24 protein-coding genes are annotated in these 24,193 nt (G+C 68.5%); 20 read left to right on the top strand and 4 right to left on the bottom strand.

What is annotated here, in order from left to right; genetic code table 11:
- The first annotated feature begins 9 nt into the window (after positions 1–9).
- On the top strand, positions 10–1,161 hold the full coding sequence (gene eboE, locus OG817_RS22760) for a metabolite traffic protein EboE (protein WP_406046689.1): 1,152 nt from the start codon (positions 10–12) through the stop codon (positions 1,159–1,161).
- 65 nt (positions 1,162–1,226) lie between these two features.
- Here eboE and OG817_RS22755 read toward each other — a convergent pair whose 3' ends face one another.
- A complete protein-coding gene (locus OG817_RS22755; protein ID WP_406046687.1) occupies positions 1,227–1,535 on the bottom strand; it encodes a DUF6703 family protein in 309 nt (102 codons plus the stop codon).
- 33 nt (positions 1,536–1,568) lie between these two features.
- Here OG817_RS22755 and OG817_RS22750 point away from each other — a divergent pair, with 33 nt between their 5' ends.
- The 15 genes from OG817_RS22750 (at position 1,569) to ligD (ending at position 15,275) form a co-directional block, all read left to right on the top strand.
- The gene (locus tag OG817_RS22750; protein WP_406046686.1) at positions 1,569–1,859 is read left to right on the top strand and encodes an antibiotic biosynthesis monooxygenase family protein; all 291 of its coding nucleotides are present in this window, start codon (positions 1,569–1,571) and stop codon (positions 1,857–1,859) included.
- 94 nt (positions 1,860–1,953) lie between these two features.
- The gene (locus tag OG817_RS22745) at positions 1,954–3,339 is read left to right on the top strand and encodes a glycine--tRNA ligase (protein ID WP_406046685.1); all 1,386 of its coding nucleotides are present in this window, start codon (positions 1,954–1,956) and stop codon (positions 3,337–3,339) included.
- A 1-nt stretch (position 3,340) separates the two neighbouring features.
- Positions 3,341–4,033 (top strand): hypothetical protein, encoded by a 693-nt coding sequence (locus OG817_RS22740; RefSeq protein ID WP_406046684.1) that lies wholly within the window; start codon positions 3,341–3,343, stop codon positions 4,031–4,033.
- 3 nt (positions 4,034–4,036) lie between these two features.
- Complete coding sequence (gene dusB / locus OG817_RS22735; RefSeq protein WP_406046683.1) at positions 4,037–5,158, top strand: tRNA dihydrouridine synthase DusB; 1,122 nt, start codon at positions 4,037–4,039, stop codon at positions 5,156–5,158.
- Between the two features lie 246 nt (positions 5,159–5,404).
- Positions 5,405–6,268 (top strand): helix-turn-helix domain-containing protein, encoded by an 864-nt coding sequence (locus OG817_RS22730; RefSeq protein ID WP_406046682.1) that lies wholly within the window; start codon positions 5,405–5,407, stop codon positions 6,266–6,268.
- Between the two features lie 55 nt (positions 6,269–6,323).
- Complete coding sequence (locus tag OG817_RS22725) at positions 6,324–7,622, top strand: FAD-binding oxidoreductase (RefSeq protein ID WP_406046681.1); 1,299 nt, start codon at positions 6,324–6,326, stop codon at positions 7,620–7,622.
- An 18-nt stretch (positions 7,623–7,640) separates the two neighbouring features.
- Positions 7,641–8,237, top strand: coding sequence for a dihydrofolate reductase family protein (locus tag OG817_RS22720; RefSeq protein WP_406046680.1), 597 nt, complete (start codon positions 7,641–7,643; stop codon positions 8,235–8,237).
- Positions 8,234–9,154, top strand: a complete 921-nt coding sequence (locus tag OG817_RS22715; RefSeq protein ID WP_406046679.1) for an NAD-dependent epimerase/dehydratase family protein — start codon at positions 8,234–8,236, stop codon at positions 9,152–9,154. The genes OG817_RS22720 and OG817_RS22715 overlap by 4 nt, the downstream gene beginning before the upstream one ends.
- A gap of 11 nt (positions 9,155–9,165) precedes the next feature.
- Complete coding sequence (locus tag OG817_RS22710; protein WP_396394671.1) at positions 9,166–9,549, top strand: PPOX class F420-dependent oxidoreductase; 384 nt, start codon at positions 9,166–9,168, stop codon at positions 9,547–9,549.
- Positions 9,550–9,696: 147 nt separating this feature from the next.
- Positions 9,697–11,037 carry a hypothetical protein gene (locus OG817_RS22705; protein WP_406046678.1) on the top strand — a complete coding sequence of 447 codons (1,341 nt, stop codon included), beginning with the start codon at positions 9,697–9,699 and terminating at the stop codon, positions 11,035–11,037.
- 121 nt (positions 11,038–11,158) lie between these two features.
- Positions 11,159–11,323 (top strand): hypothetical protein, encoded by a 165-nt coding sequence (locus OG817_RS22700; protein ID WP_406046676.1) that lies wholly within the window; start codon positions 11,159–11,161, stop codon positions 11,321–11,323.
- Between the two features lie 79 nt (positions 11,324–11,402).
- Complete coding sequence (locus tag OG817_RS22695) at positions 11,403–12,329, top strand: acetylxylan esterase (RefSeq protein WP_406046674.1); 927 nt, start codon at positions 11,403–11,405, stop codon at positions 12,327–12,329.
- A gap of 3 nt (positions 12,330–12,332) precedes the next feature.
- The gene (locus tag OG817_RS22690) at positions 12,333–13,181 is read left to right on the top strand and encodes an acetylxylan esterase (protein WP_406046673.1); all 849 of its coding nucleotides are present in this window, start codon (positions 12,333–12,335) and stop codon (positions 13,179–13,181) included.
- Entirely contained in the window at positions 13,178–14,320 is a 1,143-nt protein-coding gene (locus OG817_RS22685; protein ID WP_406046672.1) for an aminotransferase class V-fold PLP-dependent enzyme, read from the top strand. The genes OG817_RS22690 and OG817_RS22685 overlap by 4 nt, the downstream gene beginning before the upstream one ends.
- Positions 14,301–15,275 carry a non-homologous end-joining DNA ligase gene (ligD, locus tag OG817_RS22680; RefSeq protein ID WP_406046671.1) on the top strand — a complete coding sequence of 325 codons (975 nt, stop codon included), beginning with the start codon at positions 14,301–14,303 and terminating at the stop codon, positions 15,273–15,275. Before OG817_RS22685 ends, ligD begins: the two co-directional genes overlap by 20 nt.
- A gap of 226 nt (positions 15,276–15,501) precedes the next feature.
- Here the strand turns inward: ligD and OG817_RS22675 are convergent, their stop codons facing one another.
- Together OG817_RS22675 and mug are read right to left on the bottom strand one after the other, a co-directional pair.
- Positions 15,502–15,762 (bottom strand): hypothetical protein, encoded by a 261-nt coding sequence (locus OG817_RS22675; protein WP_406046670.1) that lies wholly within the window; start codon positions 15,760–15,762, stop codon positions 15,502–15,504.
- A 73-nt stretch (positions 15,763–15,835) separates the two neighbouring features.
- Complete coding sequence (gene mug / locus OG817_RS22670) at positions 15,836–16,336, bottom strand: G/U mismatch-specific DNA glycosylase (RefSeq protein ID WP_406046669.1); 501 nt, start codon at positions 16,334–16,336, stop codon at positions 15,836–15,838.
- Positions 16,337–16,411: 75 nt separating this feature from the next.
- Between mug and OG817_RS22665 the strand changes: the two genes are divergently transcribed.
- From OG817_RS22665 to OG817_RS22650, 4 genes are all read left to right on the top strand, one after another.
- Complete coding sequence (locus OG817_RS22665) at positions 16,412–17,128, top strand: Clp protease N-terminal domain-containing protein (protein WP_406046668.1); 717 nt, start codon at positions 16,412–16,414, stop codon at positions 17,126–17,128.
- A 9-nt stretch (positions 17,129–17,137) separates the two neighbouring features.
- Complete coding sequence (locus OG817_RS22660; protein WP_406046667.1) at positions 17,138–18,415, top strand: serine hydrolase domain-containing protein; 1,278 nt, start codon at positions 17,138–17,140, stop codon at positions 18,413–18,415.
- Positions 18,416–18,477: 62 nt separating this feature from the next.
- Positions 18,478–19,875 carry an ATP-binding protein gene (locus tag OG817_RS22655; RefSeq protein ID WP_396394661.1) on the top strand — a complete coding sequence of 466 codons (1,398 nt, stop codon included), beginning with the start codon at positions 18,478–18,480 and terminating at the stop codon, positions 19,873–19,875.
- A 1-nt stretch (position 19,876) separates the two neighbouring features.
- On the top strand, positions 19,877–21,835 hold the full coding sequence (locus OG817_RS22650) for a vWA domain-containing protein (protein WP_406046666.1): 1,959 nt from the start codon (positions 19,877–19,879) through the stop codon (positions 21,833–21,835).
- 45 nt (positions 21,836–21,880) lie between these two features.
- Here the strand turns inward: OG817_RS22650 and metE are convergent, their stop codons facing one another.
- Positions 21,881–24,136, bottom strand: coding sequence for a 5-methyltetrahydropteroyltriglutamate--homocysteine S-methyltransferase (gene metE, locus OG817_RS22645; RefSeq protein WP_406046665.1), 2,256 nt, complete (start codon positions 24,134–24,136; stop codon positions 21,881–21,883).
- Positions 24,137–24,193: the final 57 nt, after the last annotated feature.

The raw sequence follows: 24,193 nt of genomic DNA, 5'->3' as shown, positions 1-24,193 counted from the left end.
GGAGTGCTGATGAGATTTCGGCATCGGGACGGTTCGGCCGTTCACCTGGGGTACTGCGCGAACGTCCATCCGGCCGGCGATCTGGACGGCGTGATCGCCGGTCTCGACGGCTGCGCGTCCTTGGTTCGCAAGGAGTTGGACGTGCCGGTGCTCGGTGTCGGCCTGTGGTTTCCGAGCACGCTCGCCGACCGATTGGCGAACTCGCCGGCCGCGCTCAACAGGCTGCGCCGGGCGCTCGGTCGCAACCAGCTCGAAGTCGTCACGTTGAACGGGATCCCGCACAGCTTCTTCACCGAGGAGATCGTCGGTACCAAGGTCTACTGCCCGGACTGGACCGAGCCTGAGCGGCTCCGCTACACCCTCGACCTGGTTGATGTCCTGGCCGAGTTGCTCCCCGGCGATGCGGCGTACGGCTCGATCTCGACGCTGCCGCTCGCCTGGCGGGTGCCGTGGTCGAAGGCCCGCAACGCCGCGGCGCGGGAGGCGTTCGACCGGGTCGAGCGGCATCTCGCCCGGACCGAGGCGCGCACGGGCCGCCGGATCCGGATCGCGGTCGAACCCGAGCCGGGCTGCGTCCTGGAGATGCTCGGCCAGGCCGCCGCCTGGCTCAGCCGCTATGCCAGCCCGTACGCCGGGGGCTCGGCGATCGGACTCGGCTTCGACACCTGCCATCTGGCTGTGCAGTTCGAGGAACCCGATCGTGGCTTCGAAACGCTGTGGCGAGCGGGCATCGATGTGGTGAAGGCACAGCTGTCCGCGGCGCCCCAGCTCGCGGATCCGTCCGACTACTCGGGGCGTCGAGCGCTCGCGAAGCTGGGTGATCCGAAGTACCTGCGTCAGGTCCGGGAGTGGTGCGGTCCCGGTGTTGACGACGTCGAGCTGGCCTACCAGTTGTCGGGTCATGCGGCCTGGCGGATGCATGCGCATGTCCCTGTGCACAAGGCGTTACCGCCTCCGCTCACCGGCACGGACGGCGTACTCGACGACTGCTTGAACCGCCTCGTTGGTGGTGGTCACCCGTTGACGCACCATCTGGAGTCGGAGGTCTACACGTGGCCGCGGATACCACGGACGCAGGAGAAACTGGCCGAACGCATCGCGGGAGAACTCGGCTGCCTTCGCAAACACCTGCTGGGCCTGGGACTCGAGGCCTCAGGCTGAGCTCAGCGGGCAGGAAGGTGCCCGCGGCAACGATCGGCTGGCCGTGCCCTAACCAAATGCCGGGCTCAGCTGCTGGCGATCTTGGAGACCGCGAAGAGCAGGATGATGAGGATCGAGAACACGCGCAGGAACCGCGGACCGGTGCCGACGGCGGGCCAGGACAGGAACCCGAGCCAGGCCAGCAGCAGCGCGAGCAGGATCAGCGCCGGGATTGCGATCACCAGCGGAGCGAGGACTCCGGCCAGGGCCAGCACCAGAGTGATGGCGGGCAGGGTAAGGGTGGGCATCCCGTGCAGCTTCGCCACGTACGGGTAACTGAACTTCGTGATCCGCTGCCGGAGCGGACTCTCCGGCTGACCGCTGGGGGAACTCATCTCCCCATTGTTCCAGGTCTTACAGTGGACCTCGTGTTCGTGGTGATCAGGTTCCGGGTGGAACCAGGGGAGCAGCCGGGGTTTTTCGAGCGGCTATGGGGCGCGGTCGAGGTCCTGGGGAAGCAGAAGGGGTTCGTCGCCGCCCGGGCCGGGCGGAACGCGGACGACCCGGAACTGGTCGCCTTGACGATGGAATGGGTCAACATCGGCAGTTACCGTCGCGCACTGTCGCCGTACGAGGTGAAAGTGGCCGCCGTCCCACTGCTGTCCCAGGCGATCGACGAGCCCACCGCATACGACGACGTACCCGAGTTCCTGCCGTAGCAGCGGTCGTTCGGCCGGATGCGACGGTGGCCACCCCGGACCGATAGCCTGGACCCTTCGTACGCAACCTGTGCCCGTTATCTGGAGTCGAAAAGTGCCCGTGGAAACCGTCGATGCCGTCGTCAGCCTCAGCAAGCGGAGAGGCTTCGTGTACCCGTGCGGCGAGATCTACGGCGGAACCAAGTCGGCCTGGGACTACGGGCCGCTGGGTGTGGAGCTGAAGAACAACGTCCGGACCCAGTGGTGGCGGGCGATGGTGACGAGTCGTGACGACATCGTCGGCCTGGACTCCTCGGTGATCCTGCCGACCAAGGTCTGGGAGGCGTCCGGGCACCTGTCGGAGTTCGTCGACCCGCTGACCGAGTGCCAGTCGTGCCACAAGCGGTTCCGCGACGACCACCTGCGCGAGGACTACGCCCGGCGCAAGAACAAGGACGCCGACGACGTCAAGCTGGCCGAGATCGCCTGCCCGAACTGTGGCAACAAGAACACCTTCACCGAGCCGCGGATGTTCAACGGCCTGCTGAAGACCTACCTCGGCCCGGTGGAGTCCGAGGAGGGCCTGCACTACCTCCGCCCGGAGACCGCGCAGGGCATCTTCATCAACTTCGCGAACGTGATGGGCACGGCCCGGAAGAAGCCGCCGTTCGGCATCGCCCAGGTCGGCAAGAGCTTCCGCAACGAGATCACCCCGGGCAACTTCATCTTCCGGACCCGCGAGTTCGAGCAGATGGAGATGGAGTTCTTCGTCGTACCGGGCTCGGACGAGGAGTGGCACGAGTACTGGCTGAAGACCCGCTGGGACTGGTACGTCGGCCTCGGGCTGAACCCGGACAACATGCGGTTCTACGAGCACCCGAAGGAGAAGCTGAGCCACTACTCGAAGCGCACCGTCGACATCGAGTACAAGTTCAACTTCGGCGGCAAGGAGTTCGACGAGCTCGAGGGCATCGCGAACCGGACCGACTTCGACCTGTCCACCCACTCCAAGCACTCCGGTGCCGACCTGTCGTACTTCGACCAGGAGAAGGGCGAGCGCTGGACGCCGTACGTGATCGAGCCGGCCGCCGGCCTGACCCGCAACGTGCTCGCGTTCCTGCTCGACGCCTACACCGAGGACGAGGCGCCGAACGCGAAGGGCGGCGTGGACAAGCGCACGGTGCTGCGGTTCGACCCGCGGCTGGCGCCGGTGAAGGCCGCCGTACTGCCGCTGTCGCGCAACGCCGAGCTGTCCCCGAAGGCGAAGGACCTGGCCGCCGAACTGCGGAAGAACTGGAACGTCGACTTCGACGACGCCGGTGCGATCGGCCGCCGCTACCGCCGGCAGGACGAGATCGGTACGCCGTACTGCATCACCGTCGACTTCGACACCCTCGACGACCAGGCCGTGACGATCCGGGAGCGCGACTCGATGAAACAGGAACGGGTGGCCCTCACCGAAGTCACCGGCTACCTCGCCCAGCACCTGGTCGGCTGCTGACATGGCGGCTCGGCGGTTCCTCGGTCGTGACCACCTGCGCTTCGGACTGACGATCTTCGGCCTGTCCGCGGTGATGGTGTTCGTGCTGGCCGCATGCTCGGACTCCAAGCCGCAGGCGGCCGACGACAGCCCCGCTCCGTCGACGCCCCCGGCGAGCTCGAACTCGCCGATCCCGACCGCATCCACGCCCGCGCTGACCCCGCTGCCGACACCGTCGAAGCCCTGGCCGACGCCGAAGGTGACCGGCGAGCCGGCGAACGACGCGGCGCTGGCCGACCGGATCCGGTTCGCGATCGCCAAGCAGGCGCAGATCGCGGCCGGCAAGTCCGCCACCACGACGGTGAAATGCCCGGGCATCGACGACGTGGAGAAGCCTGGCAATCACTCGTTGACGTGCACCGTCACGTATGGCGGGAAGCCGTACACCGGGACGCTGACGGTCGACGCGAAGCAGTACACGGCGTCGTACAAGTTCACCTCCGACTCGGTCGCGATCGTGAAGGCCAAGGTGGTGGACGCTGTGCTGCGGACGGCGCCCGACGCAGCCAAGGTGACCTGCACGATGGCTGATGTTGCCGTGGTCAAGCATTCCGGCGAGCCGATCGCCTGCGACGTCACCACGATGTCGAACGCGGTCGAGCCGTACGAGGCGCAGATCTCCGGCAACGGCCAGGTGCTGGTGGCGAAGGCCTGAGTCATGCTGCAACTGGGCAACCTCACGATCGACACACCCGTGGTGCTGGCGCCGATGGCCGGCATCACCAACGCGGCGTACCGCAGACTCTGCGCGGAGCAGGGCGCCGGGCTGTACGTGTGCGAGATGATCACGTCGCGCGGGATCGTCGAGGGTGACCAGAAGTCGCTCGACATGCTCACGTTCGACGAGCGGGAAACGGTCCGCTCCGTGCAGTTGTACGGCGTCGATCCGACGTACATCGGTCGTGCCGTGCAGGTGTTGTGCGATCAGTACGGCGTCGCGCACATCGACCTGAACTTCGGCTGCCCAGTCCCGAAGGTGACCCGCAAGGGCGGCGGCGCCGCGCTGCCGTGGAAGCGCAACCTGCTCGGCGCGATCCTGCGCTCGGCGGTCCACGCCGCGACGCCGTACGGCGTACCGGTCACGATGAAGACCCGGATCGGCATCGACACCGACCACCAGACGTACCTCGACGCGGGCCGGATCGCCGAAGAGTCGGGCGCCGCGGCGATCGGGTTGCACGGGCGTACGGCGGCGCAGGCGTACTCCGGTCAGGCCGACTGGTCCGCGATCGCTTCGCTGGTGGAGCACGTGAGCATCCCGGTGCTCGGCAACGGCGACATCTGGGAGGCGGGCGACGCTTTGCGGATGGTGGCGGAGACCGGGTGCGCGGGAGTCATCGTCGGGCGCGGATGCCTTGGCCGGCCGTGGTTGTTCCGGGACCTCGCGGTCGCGTTCTCCGGTGGCGAAGCACTGAATCTGCCGACCCTCGGTGAGGTCGCTGTCGTGATGCGCCGGCACGGTGAGCTGCTGGCTGACCTGATGGGGGAGCCGCGCGGCCTGCGGGACTTCCGCAAGCACGTCCCCTGGTACCTGAAGGGCTTCCCAGCCGGCGGCGAACTCCGCGCGGCCCTCGGCATGGTCGAATCCCTCGCCCAACTCGACGAACTGCTGGCCCAGCTCGATCCGACTGTCCCGTTCCCGGTCGCCGAACTCGGTGCACCCCGAGGTCGCCAAGGCAGTCCCCGCGACCACATCGTCCTCCCACACGGCTGGCTGGACGACACCGACGGCCTCACCGCCGACCTGGCCGAAGCCGAACTAGGCGTCTCCGGCGGCTAACAGGACACAGCCTCCGGCCGCGGCTGCCTTGGCGCCTTCGGCGGACCACGGCTCGTCACACGCCCGGAGGTCCTCCGCGGAACGGATGTGATGCCCGAAAGGGCAAGGATTCGGCAGAAAGTCGTGTGGGCTTGGGCCGCTGCTGATTCGTCGCGGTGTGCGGGCGCGTTGAGGTCGGGCGGTCGTGACCATGCACGCCGTTCGAAGGTCTTGACGGCGGTCTTGGTTGGCCGCTTCAGTGCCAAGATGGCCGTTGTGGAGTCCTACGTCGAGCGGCCGCCGTTGCCGGGGCTGGCGGGTGTGGTGCGGACGGTCTGGATCCAGCGGACCGGCGAAGCGGCGTACGTGCAGCGGCATTTGCCGACCGGTGGCGTGGAGATTCACTTTCCGATCGGTGGGCGTCCGCAGTTGGTGGGTCCGTTGACTGGTCCGGAGGTCGAAGTCATCCCCGCCCACACCACGATCGTGGGCGTGCGGTTCCACCCGGGTACGGCGCCGCCCTTGCCGACGGTGCTCGACGATCTCGTGGATCAGCGCGTGAGCCTGGTAGATCTGTGGGGAAGCTTGGAGGACCGTCTCGTCGAGGCGATGGCCCGAGCCGGCACACCCGAACGAGCGCTCATGTTGTTGCAAGCCCACCTCGTGCAGGAGTTTCGTACCGCGGTGCGCGTGGATCCGCTGGTGGGCGAGGCGGTGCAGGCGTTGATGCCGTGGCACCCGCTCAACATCGACACGCTGGCCAACCATCTGGCGCTCTCCGCGAGTCAGCTGCGTCGCCGGTGCCTGCACGCGGTGGGGATGAGCCCCAAGGTGCTCCAACGGACCTTGCGGTTCCAGGGGTTTCTCGCGTTGGCGCAGGCCGGCGCCACGCCCACGGGCCGGCGTGATGCGGACGGTACGGCGGGTCTGGCGATCGACGCGGGGTACGCCGACCAGGCGCACCTCAGCCGGGAATGCCTCCGCCTGACCGGCCTCACCCCGAGCCAACTCCTCGGCCTCAACCCGAGCCAGCCCCTCGGCGGCACCGTTGACCGGTGCATGTGCGGCCACGACCACTCCGCGTCGTACAAGCCGTTCCTAGCTACCCGGAGGCAGCCGCTCCGAGTCTGACCGGTGCGCGATTTGTTCAAGACCCCGCCGGCGTGCCGGTCATAACGTCTGACTCATGACCGACTGGACCGACGCACTCGACGGCGAGCTGTTCAGTCCCGGCTCAGCGGGCTACGAAGAGATCCGCCGCCCGTTCCACCCCGCCTACCGGGACGCCCGGCCCAGGTTCGTAGCCCTGTGCCGCTCGGTCTCGGACGTCGTCACCGTCATCAAGTACGCCGCAACCACCGGAGACCGCATCGCCCCACGAGGCGGAGGCCACTGCTTCGCGGGCCGATCCTCGACGGACGGGATCGTGCTCGACCTGTCCGGTCTCGATGGCATCGCGGTGGGATCCGATGGCATCGCCACGATCGGAGCCGGCGCCCGCCTGGCACAGGTGTACGCCGCTTTGCACGCCTACGACCGAACCGTGCCGGGCGGATGCGGTCCGACCGTCGGCATCACGGGCCTCACCCTCGGCGGCGGGATCGGTCTGCTCGGGCGCAAGTACGGCCTGACCTGCGATCGCCTCGTCGGCGCGCAGGTCGTGCTCGCGGACGGCAGCGTCGTGGAGTGCGACGCTGACCACGAACCAGACCTGTTCTGGGGTCTTCGTGGCGCCGGCGGCGGCCAGTTCGGTCTCGTCACCGCACTGCGGTTCGACACCGTCCCTGAGCCGATCATGACCCGCATCGAAGCGCAGTGGTCAGACATCGCTCTTGAGGAACTGATCTCGGCCTGGCAAGTCTGGGCACCGGACGCCCCGGACAAACTCACCGTCAACCTCTCCCTGGTGTCCGAGCCCGGCGTACCCGTCCAGGCGACGCTCTTCGGCGCCTCGACACTCGACGAGGCGACGACCCGGGAACAGGTGCAGCAGTTCACCGATCGGGCCGCGACCGTCGACTTGCGCGCCGGCCTGCCGTACAGCCGGCTGAAGAGCACCTTCGGCGACCCACTCGATGAACCCGAACGCCTCACCCGGTTGAGGTCGGAGTTCTTCTCCGACTCGATGGCCGACGGCACCATCGCATCTCTCCTGGCCCAGTTCTCTCCGACCACGGGCCGACGGGAGCTGGCGTTCACCGCGATGGGCGGGGCCTACAACAGGATTGTCGACAACGCGACGGCGTTCGCTCATCGCAGCACGCGCTTCCTGCTCGAGCACGTCGGCGACGCGGACGATCCTTGGGTCGACGAGTCCTGGGCGACCGCGCACGCCGATGGGTCCGGCCGCGTCTACCCCAACTTCCCCGACAGCGCGCTCGACGACTGGGCGTCGGCGTACCACGCGGCCAACTATCAGCGGCTCGCAGCGGTCAAGCGCGCCTACGACCCGCACCGATTCTTCGACTTCCCGCAAGCCATCTGATCACCACGGAGGACAGCCATGAGCAAGGTCATCAGTGCCCACTCGGTTTCGGTCGACGGTTACATCACCGGTCGCGATCCCGGCGCTGGGCGTGGGCTCGGCGACGGGGGGATGCTGTTCAACTGGTACTTCGACGGGGACACGCCGAGCCAGGTGTTCGACGGCTTCAAGCTGAGCGGGGCCAGTGTCCGGTTCTTCGACGCGAGTGCCGAACGTGTCGGCGCCAGCCTGGCCGGTCGCAACACGTACGACGACTCCGGCTGGGTCAACGGCGGGGCTCCACACCCGACCGCGCCGCTCGTCGTCGTCAGCCACCGTCCGGTGCCGGGGATGAGTGACCATCGTCAGACCCTGATCACGACCGGGATCGAGGACGCTGTCGCCGCGGCACGCGAGGTCGCCGGTGACAAGGACGTCGCCATCATGGGCGGCGGCGCGGTGACGTCGGCGCTCGCGGCCGGCCTCGTCGACGAGGTGATCCTCCACCAGGTGCCGATCCTGCTCGGCGCCGGGCGCAGCTTCTTCCAGGAACTCCCCGAACACGTGGAACTCCGCCTGCTCGAGGCCATCCCCGCGCCCGGCGTGACCCACCTGCACTACGAGGTCGTCCGATGATTCTCGTCACCGGCGGGCTCGGCATGATCGGCGCCCACACCGCCCGTGCGCTCCTCGACCTCGGACAGGACGTCGTCGTCACCACCCACCGCCGTACCGAGGTCCCGTCGTTCCTCGCCGGCCAGGTCATCGTCGAACCCCTCGACGTCACCGACCGGGACGCCTTCCTCGCCCTCGGCGCCCGCCACGACATCAGCGACATCGTCCACCTCGCGGGCAGCGTTCCGGGCGAGAATCCGGTGGATTTCTTCCGCACGGACACGACTGGTCTGCTCAACGCGCTCGACGCCGCCCGCGCTTGGGGCGTCCGCAGGTGCGCCGTCGCCAGCAGCCTCGGCGTGTACATCGGCCGGACCGAAACCCGCTGGCACGAGGAACTCGACCTGGCCACCACAGAGCTGCCGCACCTGGTCATCGCGTTCAAGAAGGCCGTCGAGCCGCTCGCCATGCACAGCCTTCAGGACAGCGGGGCCCAGCCCGTCGTACTCCGGATCGGGACCATCTGGGGACCGCTCGTCGATCCGGAAACACCGTTCTTCTACATCCCGCCGTACATCAGCGCCGTACTCCGGGGTGAGGAGCCGAAGCCGCTGTACGCCGACGACGGCGGAGACTGCTGCTACGCGCCGGACGCCGGCCGCGCGATCGCACTCCTGACGACCGCGAAAACCCTGCCGCACAACGTCTACAACGTGTCCAGCGGCCGTCCGTACACCAACCGCGACTTCGCGGGTGCTCTGCAGGCGATCACTCCCGGCCTGAAGCTCGACCTCCTGCCGGGACGGCAGGACGGTCCCGGCGACAACCCGTACCTCGACATCACCCGGCTCACCAACGACACCGGCTTCGAGCCGGCCTTCGATGTCGCCAAGGCGGTCGCCGACTACGTCGCGTGGCGCGCCGCAAACCCTCGCTGAAGGAGAACAGCATGCTTGACCCGAAAGTACGGAGCGTCCTCGACGGGACCTCGATCGCTCACCTCGCCACGATCTGCGCCGACGGTTCGCCGCACAGCACTCCCGTGTACGTCGGCGCCCGCGGTGACCGCATCGTCTTGTTCACCGGTCCGACCATGCGCAAAGCACGCAACCTGCGCCGCGACCCTCGGATGGCGCTGTCCATCGCGCCTGTCGACAATCCGTTCGAGCCGGTCGTCATTCGCGGCCGGGTGGTCGAATGGATCGAGGGCGACGAGGCCTGGGAGATTGTGGACAATCTGGCCATCAAGTACGCCGGCGCACCCTATCCCCGAGGCGAGGAGCGCGTCGTGGCCGTCATCGAGCCCGAGCACCAGGCTGTAGGGATCGGGTGAGGGCCCGCTTTCCGCTCCGGCGAATCACCCTGCGTCTCCGTGAAATCTCTTTCTGTTGATCTCTTGACCTGACGCCCGGTCACGAGGGACGTTGGACGGCATCGGATTTACGAGTCATTTCCGAACCTGGTTCGTAAAGGGAGTGCCGTGGCGATAGTCATCGGGGTCGTGACCCACTCGACGCACGGGCAGCTGTTCCGCGACGCGGCCGGCACGCTGCGCGGGGTCGACCTCGAGTGGGTCAGCTACGACCACGAGGACGAGATCCGCGCCAAGGTCGCCGAGTTCCTCAGCAGCACCCGGGTGGACGGCTTCCTGGCCGGCCCGGTCCCGTACACCGAGAGCCGCGAACTCCTCCCGCCTGGTCTGCCGGTCGGCGTGATCCGCTCGTCCGCGCTCGACCTGACCCTCGCCCTCTACCGCGCCCAGGAACGCGGCTGGGGTCGTACGCCGGTCAGCATCGACACGTTCCCCGCGGAAGCGGTCGAGGCGGTGGCGACCGCGCTCGAGCTGGACCCGGATGCGATCGAGTGTCTGCCGTACTCACCGACGCAGTCCGTCGAGGACATCGTCGAGTTCCACCGCTCGGCGTACGAGCGGTTCGGCGATCGCAGCTACGTGATCAGCGTCCGGGCCGCTGTCCGCGAGCAGCTTCGCGGACAGATCCCGATCATGAGCGGTATGCCGGTCCCGGCCACGATCCGGACCGAGTTGCACGAGCTCGCGTTGCGGATCGAGTCCGATCGGGCCAGCGCGCAACGGTTCGCGGCCGGCGTGTTCCTGATCTCGCGATCGTCCGACGAGGACCGTGCCCGGGTCGGCCTGATGAACCTGTTGCTGAACACCCCTGAGTTCGCCGGCGCGTGGATCGAGGATCGCGGCCGGCGTGGCGTCGTCGTCTTCGCCCACAAGGCCCTGTTCGAGCGCGTGACGCGCAACTGGGTCGCCGTACCCGCACTCGCCGAGGCCGCTACGGCGCTCGGTGCGCAGGTGTCGGCAGGCTTCGGCGTCGGCGTGTCTGCCCGCAACTGCGTGCTGCTCGCCGAGCAGGCCGCGGCGCGGGCGGAGTTGGAGGACGAGCCCTGTGCCTATCTGATCGAGGACAGCGGCGTGATCATCGGGCCGATGGGCCCGAAGACGAGCACTGTCCGCGAGGCGCTCAGTTTCTCCTACCGCGAGCACGGCGACCACGTCGAGCAGCTCGCGAAGTCCGTCGGGCTCAGCGCCGCCACCGTTTCCCGGCTGGCGGCCCTGGACCACGAACTAGAAGGCCGGACGATCTCTCCTGGTGAGCTCGCCGACCGTCTTGGCATCACGGATCAGAGCGGACGCCGGCTGATCCGCACCCTCGACGCAGGCGGCCTGGTGAGCGTCGAGGGCACCGCCCAGCACCATCCGAAAGGACGCCCGAGTCGTCTGTACCGACTGCGCATCGCCCAAGCGTTGAAGGGACACCAACCATGGAGCTCAACCGCCGCCAGATCCTGAAGCTTGCCGGCCTCGGCATCGCCTTACCCGCCGCATCGCCCCTGCTGTCCGCCTGTTCGAACGACAAGTCCGGAGGTGGTTCCGGCGACGGCAGTGTGAAGTTCGAGGGCTGGGACCCGATGTGCTCGTCACGGTCCGGATCGACGGCGAACTGTTGAAGGCCCGGGTGCCGACGCCGTTCCAGTTGGGCCACGACAGCACGGTGTACGTCGGGTTCAACCCGGTCCGGCTGCATCTGTTCACAGCCTCCGACGGCATCGCGCTGCAAGCACCCCAACGCGTGTGAGCAACCAGCACCCAGCGCACGCTCTACACAGCACCCAGCGCACGCTCTACATAGCACCCCCCCATCGAGAGGAATGCTCTTGAGAGACCCTGAGAACGCCACCGTCGAGGTCGAACTGCCGGACGACTTCGACGCCTTCTGGGCGGCCGGCCTGGCGGACTGTGCGTCGTACCCGCTGGAGCCGGTGCTCACCGAGATGCCGGCACTCTCCACGGACACTGTGATTGTCTACGATCTGCGCTACACCAGCTTCGGCGGTCTGCGGATCGCCGGCTGGTACACCATCCCGCGCGACCGGCCGGCGCCGTACCCGGCACTGGTGACGATCCCCGGCTACATCTCCGAGCCGACGATCCCGAAGGAATGGTCCGAGCTCGGGTATGCCGCCCTCGCGGTGGCGCCACGCGGCAAGCTCCGGTCGAACGACGTGTTCAACCCCGGCTACCCGGGGCTCCTGACGCACAACATCGTCGACCACAACACCTACGGGTATCGCGGCTTCTACCTCGACGTCGTCCGGGCGGTCGACGTCTTGCTCGGTCGTCCGGAAGTCGACACTGCACGGATCGGATTGCAGGGATCGAGCCAGGGCGGTGGGCTCGGGATCAGTACGGCGGCGCTGCGACCAGACGCGATCAAGGCCGTCGCGGCCGGCGCGCCGTACTTGTGCGGGATCATGACCGCGCCGACGCTGACCCGGTCGTACCCGTACGAGGAGATCAACGAGTACCTGCGGGTGCACCCCAAGGACGTGGATCGGGTGCGGGAGTCGGTCGCGTACTACGACGGCCTCAACTTCGCGCCGAAGGTGCAGGCGCCGACGCTCCTGTACCTCGGGCTGGAGGACGATGTCTGCCCGCCGGAGACCGGGTTCGCGCTGCATCGGACGCTGACCTGCGAGAAGACGCTGCACACGTTCCCGCACTGCGCGCACCACGCCGGGCTGCCGGGCGTGATGCGGATCGTGGAGGACTTCCTTGCCGAGCACCTGCAACCGGGACGGTGACTGATGGATTTCGACAACTACTGGGCCGCGGTCGACAGGGAACTCGCCGCAATACCCGCTCGTCCGGTGCTCGACGTGGTGCCGGCCCGGGCGACCGACGAGGCGACCAGCTACACCGTCCGGCTGACGAGCACCGGCCCGTACCGCGTCTTCGGCCACCTGAGCGTCCCCACCGGTGACGGCCCGTTCCCCGCGCTGCTCCAGACACCGCGGTACGGCAGCGTCAATCACGTACCGCACCCCAACGACCGGAGCCGGTACGTCGTGTTCGGTCTGATGCATCGTGGTCAACGATTGGCCGACGAAGGATTCTCGGCGGCGTACCCAGGGTTGTTGACAATGGGCATCGACGATCCGGCGTCGTACATCTATCGCGGGATCGCGGCGGACTGTCTTCGGGCGGCCGAGTTCCTGCTGGGGTTGTCGGAGGTCGATCCGGCGCGGGTCGCGGTGACCGGCGACGACCTGGCCGTGCTGACGGCCGCCCGGCGGCCCGGTGTCACCGCGCTCCGGGTGACGGATCTGCTGTTCTACCGGGCGATGGAGGCGCGGCTCAGGTCCAGTTCGTATCCGCTCGAGGAGCTCAACGATCATCTCCGAGCCGGATCGTCGGTGCAGATTGTCGACAACACGCTGTCCTACTTCGATCCGACCTGGCACGCGCCTGCGGTGACCGCGACGAGCCTGGTCGCGGCGGACGATCCGGACTGGTGTGCGTCGCTGATCAATGCCCTGCCTGCCGCGGGTGTCTACAAGCTGACGCACCTCGATGGGACGGACAACGACTTCCTCGATGCGTGGTTGGCCGAGCTGTCCGGGGTCCGGCCGATGTCAAGGTTCCTGGTCGGATGAGCGATCCGCTCGAGGTAGATCCGCCGGTCCGTCCGTCCACCACACTCGGCGGGCTTGGGGTGCGGCCGGTGATCAACGCGTCCGCCACTCTGACCATGCTCGGTGGCTCGTTGATGCCGGCCCCGGTTCTGAAGGCGATGAACGGCGCGGCCGCTCACTTCGTCGACCTGGACGAACTGCACACCCGCGTGGGCGAGCGGCTGGCCGCGCTGACGCACAACGAGGCGGCGTACGTGACCTGCGGTGCGGCAGCGGCGATCACACTGACCGTTGCCGCCTGCATCACCGATCAGTCGCAGGCATTCCCGGTCGATACCGAGGTGGTGATGTTCGCTTCGCAGCGGAACGGCTACGACTACGGCGTCCAGTTGACCGGGGCCCGGATCGTCGAGATCGGTCCGTCGGTCGACGACCTGCGGGCCGCGCTCGCTCGGAAGCCGGCCTGCGTCTTGTGGTTCGCCGGGACTCACTTCGCGGCGGGCGCGCTTGCCGTCGAAGACGTGGTCGGCGTCGCCGCGGAGGCCGGCGTACCGGTGATCGTTGACGCGGCCGCACAGATTCCACCGGTCTCGACACTGTGGCGATTCACTCGGGAGGTGGGCGCGGACGCGCTGATCCTCAGCGGTGGGAAGGGGCTACGCGGTCCGCAGGCCAGCGGCCTGGTGCTGGGCCGCCGGTGGATCGTGGACCGTTGCCGGCTGCATGCATCGCCCAACCAGGACATCGGGCGCGGCATGAAGGTCGGGAAGGAGGAACTGCTCGGTTTGCTCGCGGCGGTCGAGTGGACGCTGGAGCAGGATGAGGCGGCGACGCTCGCCGGCTACGAACGGATTGTCGACAACTGGATCCGCGGAGTGCAGGGACTGCCGGGAGTGACCGTCACCCGCGGCTATCCGAGCGAGGCGGGTCAGCCGCACAGCCGAGCGGTTGTGCGATTGTCGACAACCTCCGGCTGGACCCGGGACGACCTGGTCACGGCGTTGTGGGACGGCGACCCGCGGATCGCGGTCGGCACCTATCGCTTGCCCGACGACGCGATCGCACTCAACCCGCAGACGGTGGAACCCGGCGAGGAGGAAAAGGTTCTCGAAGCCCTTGTCGGCCTTCTAAGCTCTGGGAATGGCGAGCAAGCCGGATGAGACGCGGGACGGCGTCGACCTGACCAACTTGGATCAGCCCCTGTTCGACGGGGCTGACGCGACCAAGCGGGATCTGGTCGACTATCTGGATGCGGTGCACGAGCGGATCCTGATCGAGTTGCGGGAGCGGCCGTTGTCGGTGATCCGGATCCGGCCAGGGCAGCCGAAATTCATGCAGAAGAACGTGCCGAAGTACACACCCGACTGGGTCAAGACGGTGCCGGTGTGGGCGGAGGCGTCCAAGCGCGAGGTGTCGTACGCGCTGTGCGACGACCGGCGGACGCTGCTGTGGTTCGCGAACCAGCGCGCGGTCGAGTACCACCCGACGCTGATGCGCGCGGATCATTGGGACCGCATCACGCATCTCGTGCTCGACCTCGACCCGCCGGAGGGAGACGAGACGTTCGCGAAGGCGGTGCAGGCGGCGTTCCTGGTGCGGCAGGCGCTGAGCGACGCAGGGCTGTCGGGTGCGGTGAAGACGAGCGGCGCGAAAGGCGTGCATGTGTTCGTGCCGATCGACGAGTCGGTGTCGATCGAGGATGCGGCTGCGGCGACCCGGGCGATCGCGGCGCGGGCCGAGCGGATCGACCCGGACGTCGCGACCACGGCGTACATCAAGGAGGACCGGGGCGGGAAGGTGTTCGTCGACTCGACGCGATCCGGTGGGGCGACGGTGGTCGCGGCGTACAGTCCGCGGGTCCGGCCCGGTACGCCGGTGTCGTTCCCGGTCGGCTGGGACGACCTGGACCGGGTCACTCCGCGCGACTTCACCGTCCGCACTGCCGTCGACCAACTGGGCGACGCCGACCGCTGGGCCGATCAGCTCCCAGCTCCCCAATCTCTGCCCGAAGACCTCCTCGAGGACGGCCGAGCCATCCCCATCGCCCGCGTCATCGCCATGCACGAAGGCAAGCGCCGCAAACGGGCCAAGGAGAAGGCCGAGCAGGAGGACTAATCCTCGCTCGCCGTCGTCAGTTCGAGCGCGAGCTGGCGTACGTCGGTGGACGGGTGGTTGCGCAGGGCAATGAGTAACGCGCGCCAGGTGGAGGACCAGCCCGAGCGCGGGCCGGCGGTGGAGATCAGGGACCAGGCGAGGAGGCCGGCGACCAGGTCCGGGTCGTGGACGAGCTGTGTCGCCGGATCCGCCAGGGACTCGGGGGACCAGTTGGCTTCGCTTGCCGTCAGACGGGAGCGGAACAGGTTGGCTGCCGAGAAGGCGCCTGCACCGAGGGATCTGGGTCCCGCAGCAACGCGGTCACGTAAGAGACGTCCCCGGCCGCCTGCGCGACGGTCAGCCCGAGCGTCCGCTCGTACGACGCACAGCGTGCCAGCTCGTCGAGGAGCGTCGACCCGTTCAGCCGACGGCCCGCCAGTGCGGCCGCCCGCTGCCGCACGCCGTACGGAAGCTTGTCGACGGACTGGATCAGCTCGCTCGCACGCATGGGCCCAATCCTGCCCACCCCAGGTGTCAGGTCAGTCGGGCAGGGCCGCATCGGGCAGCAGTACGGCGGCCTGTCAACTGACCTGCTCGAGTTCCGCGAACGCGGCGGCGAGCTTCGGCAAGGTGTAGTGCGCGTTGAGCCCACTCGGATTCGGCAGGATCCAGACGCGGGCGTCCCCGATCAGGCGGTCCTGCTTGCCCATGGCAGCCTTCCGCTCGCCGAAAGCGTCCCGGTACGCCGTGACGCCGACGATCGCGAGCCATTCCGGCTGGACGCGAAGGACCTTCTTCACCAGGTTCTCCCCGCCGGCCAGATACTCCGCGCGCGTCAGTTCGTCGGCTCGCGCGGACGGGCGGTCGACGACGTTGGTGATCCCGAGGCGGTAGATCAGGAGCTCACCCTGCTCGTCCGGTCGCAACTGGCGCGGCGTGAACCCACCCAGGTGCAACGCCGGCCAGAACCGATTCCCCGGCCGGGCGAAGTGATGACCGGTCTCCGCCGACATCAGCCCGGGATTGATCCCGCAGAACAGCACCCGCAGCCCGTCACTGATCACATCCGGCAGAGGTTGCACGCGCCAAACCGTACAGCCCAGGCCGCGTCAACCCAGGGTTGACGCCCAACAGATTGTCAACCTAAGGTTGACGGCATGACTCCTGGACCTGACCTGCAGCAACTCATCACCACGATCAAGTCGGACGCCGGCAGCGACGACGAACTCGAGCAGCTTGGCGCCGCGGCGTCGACGATCAGCGAACTGACCAGCACCGGCGACGCCGCACTCGGCTTCTTCGTGGACCGCGCCCGCGGCGCCGGCAAGTCCTGGGTCGAGATCAGCGCGGTGCTCGGCGTGAGCAAGCAGGCCGCGCACAAGCGCTTCGCCGACTCGTGGACCAGCAAGCCGGCCTTCAACCGGTACACGAAGCGTGCGATGGCTGTGGTGAAGGCCGCGGCGGACGTGGCCCGCGGCGACAACCACGACTACATCGGCACCGAACATCTGCTGCTCGCGTTCTACGCCGAGCCCGAGTCGCTGGGTACGAAGGCCCTGCTGCACCACGGGATCACCAAAGAACGGGTCCGCGCCGCCGTCGACGAGGTGAATCCAGCGGAGGAGCCGACCGACCCGCCGAAGACGCTCGACGCCGAGCGACCGCCGTTCACCCGACGGACCGCGCACGTGCTGCAAGGCGCGGTCGGGGAGGCGCTGACGCTGGGGCACAACTACATCGGCACCGAGCACCTGCTGCTCGCGTTCTACCGGGACTCGGCCGGCCTGGCGACGAAGATCCTGCTGGCGGAGAACTTCGATGAGACCGCTGCCTGGACCGCCCTCCGTGCGCTGCTGGAGGAGGCAACGAAGTAGGTTGGGCGCATGCCTGACTGGTCTGCACGGTTGAGTGAATTGGCGGTGACGGCGAAGGTTCCGGGGGCGGTGCTCGGGATCTGGCACGACGGTGAGACGACGATCGCGCCGTACGGCGTGCTGAATGCGTCGACCGGGGTCGAAACGACGGAGGACTCGCTCTTCCAGCTCGGGTCGGTCAGCAAGCCGTGGACCGCGACGATGATCGTCCAGCTGGCCGCGGAGGGGCGGCTCGATCTGGACAACGCCGTGGTGAAATTGTTGCCTGAGGCATCGATCGATCCACGGATCACCGTCCGTCACCTGCTCACTCACACCAGCGGCATCGACGGCGACGTGTTCACCGACACCGGCCGCGGCGACGAGTGCCTCGAGCGGTACGTCGGTCTCCTCGCAGACGTCGAGCAATTGTTCGAGCCAGGTACGGCGTACTCCTACTGCAACGCCGGGTTCGTGCTGCTCGGCAGGCTGATCGAGGTGCTCGACGGCGGCAGCTGGGACGAGTCGCTGCGCAAGCGGCTGGTCGAGCCGCTCGGACTGACCAGGACGGTCACGCTGCCGGAGGAGGCGATCCTGCACCGCGCCGCGCTGGGTCACCTGGGCACCGACGGATCGCCGGTCAAGACGTGGCAGTTGCCTCGGAGCATCGGTCCGGCCGGAGGGGTCACCGCGTCGGCCGGCGACCTGCTCGAGTTCGCCCGGATCCACCTGACCGACGACCGCTACCGGTCGATGCAGGACCCGCAGGTCCCGTACGCCGGTGGCATCGGCGGCTTCAGCAACCTCGGCCTGGCCTGGCGGATCTATGACTGGCAAGGCCGCGGCCTGTTCGGCCACGACGGTACGACGATCTCCCAGCTGGCGTTCCTCCGGATCGACCCCGAGGCGCGGCTGATCATGTGTCTGCTGACCAACTCCGGCAATGGCACGACCCTGTTCGAGCCGCTGGCCACCGAGGTCTTCACGCACTTCACCGGGGTCGGCCACCCGGCCTCACCGCAGCCGGCCGACGCTCCGGTCGACGACCGCCATGTCGGCCGCTACGAACGTGCCAGCGTCCGGCTGGACGTCGTACGGCGCGACGACGCGCTGGTGATGGCGTATCAGGCCACCGGTGACCGGCTGTCGTTCGCCGAGCTGCCTGTGCAGGAGTACGAGCTGCGCCCAACCGAGCCCGCGGACGGCGATCACTTCGTCACCCGCGAGGCGCCGGAGCATCCGTGCGTCCCGGTCACGTTCACGCCGAGTCACGTCTTCACCTCCGGCCGGGTCACGCCCAAGCGCTGAGCGAGGCCGCCTGCTGAGATATTCGGGGTGCGATTTGGGGTGAGCGAGCTAACGTCTCACCTGTGACTAGTGCACCTGCTGAACTTCCTCGTAAGGCCGGTGACCTCCGGGCCGCCGGGTATCTCCCACGGTCGATCAAGGCCGAGATTCGTGACAACCTGCTGACAGAACTCCGGGCCGGGCGTGATCCGTGGCCCGGCATCGTCGGGTTCACCCGGACGGTGATTCCGCAACTCGAACGCGCCCTGCTCGCGGGGCATGACGTCGTCCTGCTCGGTGAGCGCGGCCAGGGCAAGACCCGGCTGCTGCGCACGCTGGTCGGCCTGCTGGACGAATGGACTCCGGTGATCGAGGGCGCCGAACTGCCCGAGCACCCGCTCGAACCGATCACGCCGGCGTCGCGCCGCCGCGCCGCGGAGCTCGGCGACGAACTGCCCGTCACCTGGATCCATCGAAGCGAGAGGTACGCCGAGAAGCTCGCGACACCGGATACCTCGGTGGGCGACCTGATCGGTGACGTGGACCCGGTGAAGGTTGCCGAGGGCCGCAGTCTGGGTGACCCGGAAACCATCCACTTCGGTCTCGTGCCCCGGGCGCACCGCGGCATCGTGGCGATCAACGAGCTGCCGGACCTGGCCGAACGGATCCAGGTCGCGCTGCTCAACGTGATGGAGGAGCGCGACATCCAGGTCCGCGGGTACACGCTGCGGCTGCCGCTCGACGTGTTGCTGGTGGCAACGGCCAACCCGGAGGACTACACCAACCGCGGCCGCATCATCACGCCGCTGAAGGACCGGTTCGGCGCCGAGGTCCGGACCCACTACCCGCTCGACATCGACGCCGAGGTGGACGTGATCCGGCAGGAGGCCGAGTTCACCGCCGAGGTCGGCGAGCCGCTGCTCGAGGTGCTGGCCCGGTTCGTCCGGCACCTGCGCGAGTCGACGTCGATCGATCAGCGCTCGGGTGTGTCGGCCCGGTTCGCGGTCGCCGCGGCCGAGACGATCGCCGCCGCCGCGCTCCGGCGCAGCGCGATCACCGGCGAGGAGCCGGCCGTCGCGCGGCCGGTCGATCTGGAGGCCGTGCCCGCCGTACTGCGCGGCAAGCTCGAGTTCGAGCCGGGCGAGGAAGGGCGCGAGATCGAGCTGCTCGAGTACCTGCTGCGTCGCTCGGTCGCCGACACCGCACGGGAGCGGTTCGCCGGGCTCGACCTCAGCCCGCTGGCCAACGCTGTTGCTGATGGCAACCTTGTCACCACGGGTGAGCGGGTGCCCGGCCGGGACGTTCTGGCCGCGCTGCCGGAGCTGCCGGTTCTGCACGACGTCGCCGCGCGCGCCGGCGTCGAGCCGGACGAGTCGCCCGGCCGCATCGCTGCCGCGGTCGAGCTCGCCCTGGAGGCGTTGTACCTGTCGAAACGACTGGCCAAGGACGCCGACAACGACACGACGATCTACGGGATCTGACATGTCCGCGTCCATACCGGAAGGCTGGTCCTACGGGCCGTGGCACGACGGGCCGGATCCACTGAAGGCGCCCGCGGATCTGCGCGACGCGCTGGATGAGATCGGCCGCGACGTGATGAACGGCTCGTCGCCGCGGTCCGCGCTGGAGGAACTTCTCCGGCGCGGCACCCGGAACACCCAGGGCCTGGACGACCTCACCCGCAGGATGTGGGAGCGCCGCCGCGAGATCCAGCGGCGGCACAACCTCGACGGCACCCTGCGGGATGTCCAGCGGTTGCTGGACGAGGCGCTGGCAGCCGAGCGGCGCGAACTGTTCCCGAACCCGTCCGACGATGCCCGGTTCAAGGAGGCCGAGCTCGACGCGCTTCCGTCGGGTACGGCGGCCGCCGTACGGGAGCTGGCCAACTACCAGTGGGAGTCGTCGGAGGCGCGGCAGAAGTACGAGGAGATCCGGGAGTTGCTCGGGCGCGAGCTGCTCGGGTCGCGGTTCGAGGGCATGAAGGAGGCGCTGCAGCAGACTACGCCTGAGGACGTCGAGCGGATCAACGAGATGCTCACCGACCTCAACGCGTTGCTCGCCGCGCACGCGCAGGACCGGCCCGAGGTGCCGGAGTTGTTCGACGAGTTCATGGCCAGGCACGGCGAGTTCTTCCCGGAGAATCCGCAGAACGTCGACGAACTGATCGACGTACTGGCGCAGCGGGCGGCCGCGGCGCAGCGGATGATGAACTCGATGACTGCCGAGCAGCGGGCCGAGCTGATGGAGTTGTCGCAGCAGGCCTTCGGCAGTCCGCAACTCGCCCAGCAGTTGGCGGAGCTGGACGCCCAGCTGCAGTCGCTGCGGCCGGGGGAGGACTGGACCGGGTCGGAGCGGATGAGTGGTGACGACCCGCTCGGTCTCGCCGACGGTGCGCGGGCGATGTCCGACCTCGCCGAGCTCGATGCGCTGGCCGAGCAGTTGGCGCAGTCGTATCCGGGCGCGCGGCTCGAGGACATCGACCTCGATGCGCTCACCCGGCAGCTCGGCGACGAGGCAACGGTGGATGCTCGCCGGTTGTCCGAGCTGGAGAGGCAGCTGCGCGACCAGGGCTTGCTCGAGCGAGCGCCTGATGGTTCGTTGCGGTTGTCGCCGAAGGCTCTGCGACAGCTCGGGCAGACCGCGCTGGCCGACGTACTGCGGGCTGCTCGGGGATCGGGTGAACGCGACGCTGCCAATGCCGGGGCTGCTGGGGAGCTGAGTGGCTCCAGCCGGCAATGGCAGTTCGGCGACACCCAGCCGTGGGATGTGCCTCGGACCGTGCGGAACGCAGTACTGCGGAGTGCTACGCGCAGTGGGTCGGTCAAGCTGGATGTGGCTGATGTGGAGATCGCGGAGACCGAGCACCGGGCCCGGGCCGCGGTCGCGTTGCTGGTCGACACGTCGTGGTCGATGGTCCAGGAGGGCCGTTGGCTGCCGATGAAGCGGACGGCACTCGCCCTGCACCAGCTCATCTCGACCCGCTACCGCAACGACGCGCTCCAGCTGATCACGTTCGGGAGGTACGCCGGAGTCGTCGAGCTGCCGCAGCTGATCGGGATGGAGGGCGCCTGGGAGCAGGGGACGAACGCGCATCACGCCCTGCTGCTGGCCGGCCGTCATCTGCGTCGCCATCCGGACGCGCAGCCGGTGGTCCTGATGGTGACCGACGGCGAGCCGACCGCGCACCTCGAGCCGGACGGTACGGCGGAGTTCTCCTACCCACCCGAGCCGGCCACGCTCCGCAAGACGATCTTCGAGGTGGACCGCCTGGCCAAACTCGGCGCGTCGCTCACGGTCTTCCGCCTGGGCGACGACCCCCGCCTCAACGCCTTCGTCGACCTCCTGGCCCGCCGCAGCGGCGGCCGAGTCCTGGCCCCCGACCCCGACGGCCTCGGCGCCGCCGTAGTAGGCGACTACCTCCGCACCCGCCGCAAACTCTGACCCGGTTGCCGTGGGCACCAGACAAGGTGCCCACGGCAAGGCCACTCAGCTGCGGGCGGTCCGGGCCGCCTGGACCAGGTGCCGGAGCGCGGGGATCACCTCGTCGTAGCCGCGGGTCTTCAGGCCGCAGTCCGGATTGATCCACAACCGGTCTGCCGGCACGGCCGCCACGGCCCGGTCAATCAGGTCCGTGAGTTCCTCCTGGCTGGGGACGCGAGGAGAGTGGATGTCGTAGATGCCCGGGCCAACGCCGCGGCGGAAGCCGGCGGCGGTGAGGTCGCCGAGGATCTCCATGCGCGACCGCGCGGCCTCGATCGTGGTCACGTCGGCGTCCAGTCCGTCGATCCCGGCGATCACCGCACCGAACTCCGAGTAGCACAGATGCGTGTGGATCTGGATCTCGGCGGACGCCCCGCCGGTGGCCAGCCGGAACGCACCGACCGACCAGTCCAGGTACGCCTTCTGCTCCGCCGATCGCAACGGCAGCAACTCGCGCAGCGCAGGTTCGTCCACCTGCACGATCCTGATCCCGGCCGACGCCAGGTCGACCACCTCGTCCCGCAGGGCCAGCGCGACCTGATCGGCGGTGACGGCGACGGGCTGGTCGTCGCGGACGAAGGACCAGGCCAGGATCGTCACCGGCCCGGTCAGCATCCCCTTCACCGGCCGCTCGGTCAGCGATTGCGCGTACGACGCCCAGCGCACGGTCATCGGCTCGGGTCGCGACACGTCGCCGTACAGGATCGGTGGTCGGACGCACCGGCTGCCGTACGACTGCACCCAGCCGTGCCTGGTGGTCGCGAAGCCGTCCAGCTGTTCGGCGAAGTACTGGACCATGTCGTTGCGCTCGGGCTCGCCGTGCACGAGCACGTCCAGCCCGAGTTCTTCCTGCAGGCTGATCACCCGCGCGATCTCGGCCCGCATCCGCTCGTCGTACGTCGCCTGGTCGATCCGGCCGGACCGGAGTTCGGTCCGGGTACGGCGGAGATCCGCGGTCTGCGGGAACGAGCCGATCGTGGTGGTCGCGAGATCCTGCAGCCCGATCGACTCCTGCGCCTTCCGGCGTTCGTCGTACGGCGCTCGCTGCCGATCCTCGGGACCGATCGCGGCGACCCGGTCGCGGACCGCCTGCTCACGAGCGAGGCCGGACTCGTTCAACGGGCCGCGGGACGGATTGTCGAGGTTCACCAATACGCCGGGCTCGTCCTCGCTGAGCGCACGGCCGAGCAGGACCACCTCGTCGACTTTCTGCCGCGCGAACGCGAGTCGCGCCCGCACCTGCGGATCGAGCTCGTCCTCCGCATCCACGTCGTACGGCAGGTGGAGCAGCGAGCACGAGGTGGAGACGGCGAGCCGGCCGACGGAGCCGAGCAGCTTCACGCAGGTCGACAACGCCTCACCCAGGGCAGTGCGCCAGACGTTCCTGCCGTCGACCACCCCGGCGAAAACGGTCTTACGCTGGATGGCCGGCAAGACGGCCAGTTGGTCGACCAGGCCAGGAGTGGACACGAGGTCGACCGCCAGCCCCTCGACCGCGGTGGACGCCAGCACCGGCAGGGCAGCACCGGGATCTCCGAAGTACGTCGCGACCAGGAGACGCGGGCGTTCGGTGAGCTTCGCCAACCGGTCGTACGCGCGACGGAGAGCGTCGAGCTCAGCCGGTGTGCGGTCCTGGACCAACGCCGGCTCGTCCAGCTGCACCCAGTCGGCTCCCGCGGCATCGAGCCTGCCGAGGAGTTCGGCGTACGCGTCCAGGAGACGGTCGAGCAGGCTGAGTGGCTCGAAGCCCGGAGTTGTGGATTTCGAGAGCAGCAGGAAGGTCAGTGGTCCGATCAGGACCGGGCGGGTCTCCACACCGGCTTCTCGCGCGGCCGCCAGGTCTTCGAGTGGCTTGGCCGGGTTGAGCCGGAACACCGTGTTCTCGGTGAGCTCGGGGACCAAGTAGTGGTAGTTGGTGTCGAACCACTTGGTCAGCTCCAGCGGCGCGACCTCGGCGTGGCCACGTGCCATCGCGAAGTACGTGTCGAGTCCGGAGCGACCGAGGGCGCGGAAGCGCTCCGGAATGATCCCGAACAGCTGCACGTGGTCGAGCATCTGGTCGTAGTACGAGAAGGTGTTACCGGGGAGAACGTCGAGTCCGCGGCCGGCCAGGTCGCGCCAGGTGTCGGCGCGCAGTCGGTGGGCGGTCGCCTCCAGTTCGGCCGCGTCGCTGTCGCCGGACCAGTACTTCTCGACGGCCTTCTTGAGTTCACGGTCCGGGCCGATGCGCGGATAGCCCAGCACTGTCTTGATGGTGTTCACGTCTCTCTCCTCGCGAGCGTGCCAGGGATCGGCGGGGTCGCGGAGACGCCGGACGGG

The sequence above is a fragment of the Kribbella sp. NBC_00889 genome, assembly GCF_045207705.1.
Classification (GTDB): Bacteria; Actinomycetota; Actinomycetes; order Propionibacteriales; family Kribbellaceae; genus Kribbella.
The sequence above is the reverse complement of the archived record's forward strand: the minus strand, read 5'-3'. Positions and strand labels throughout refer to the sequence as shown.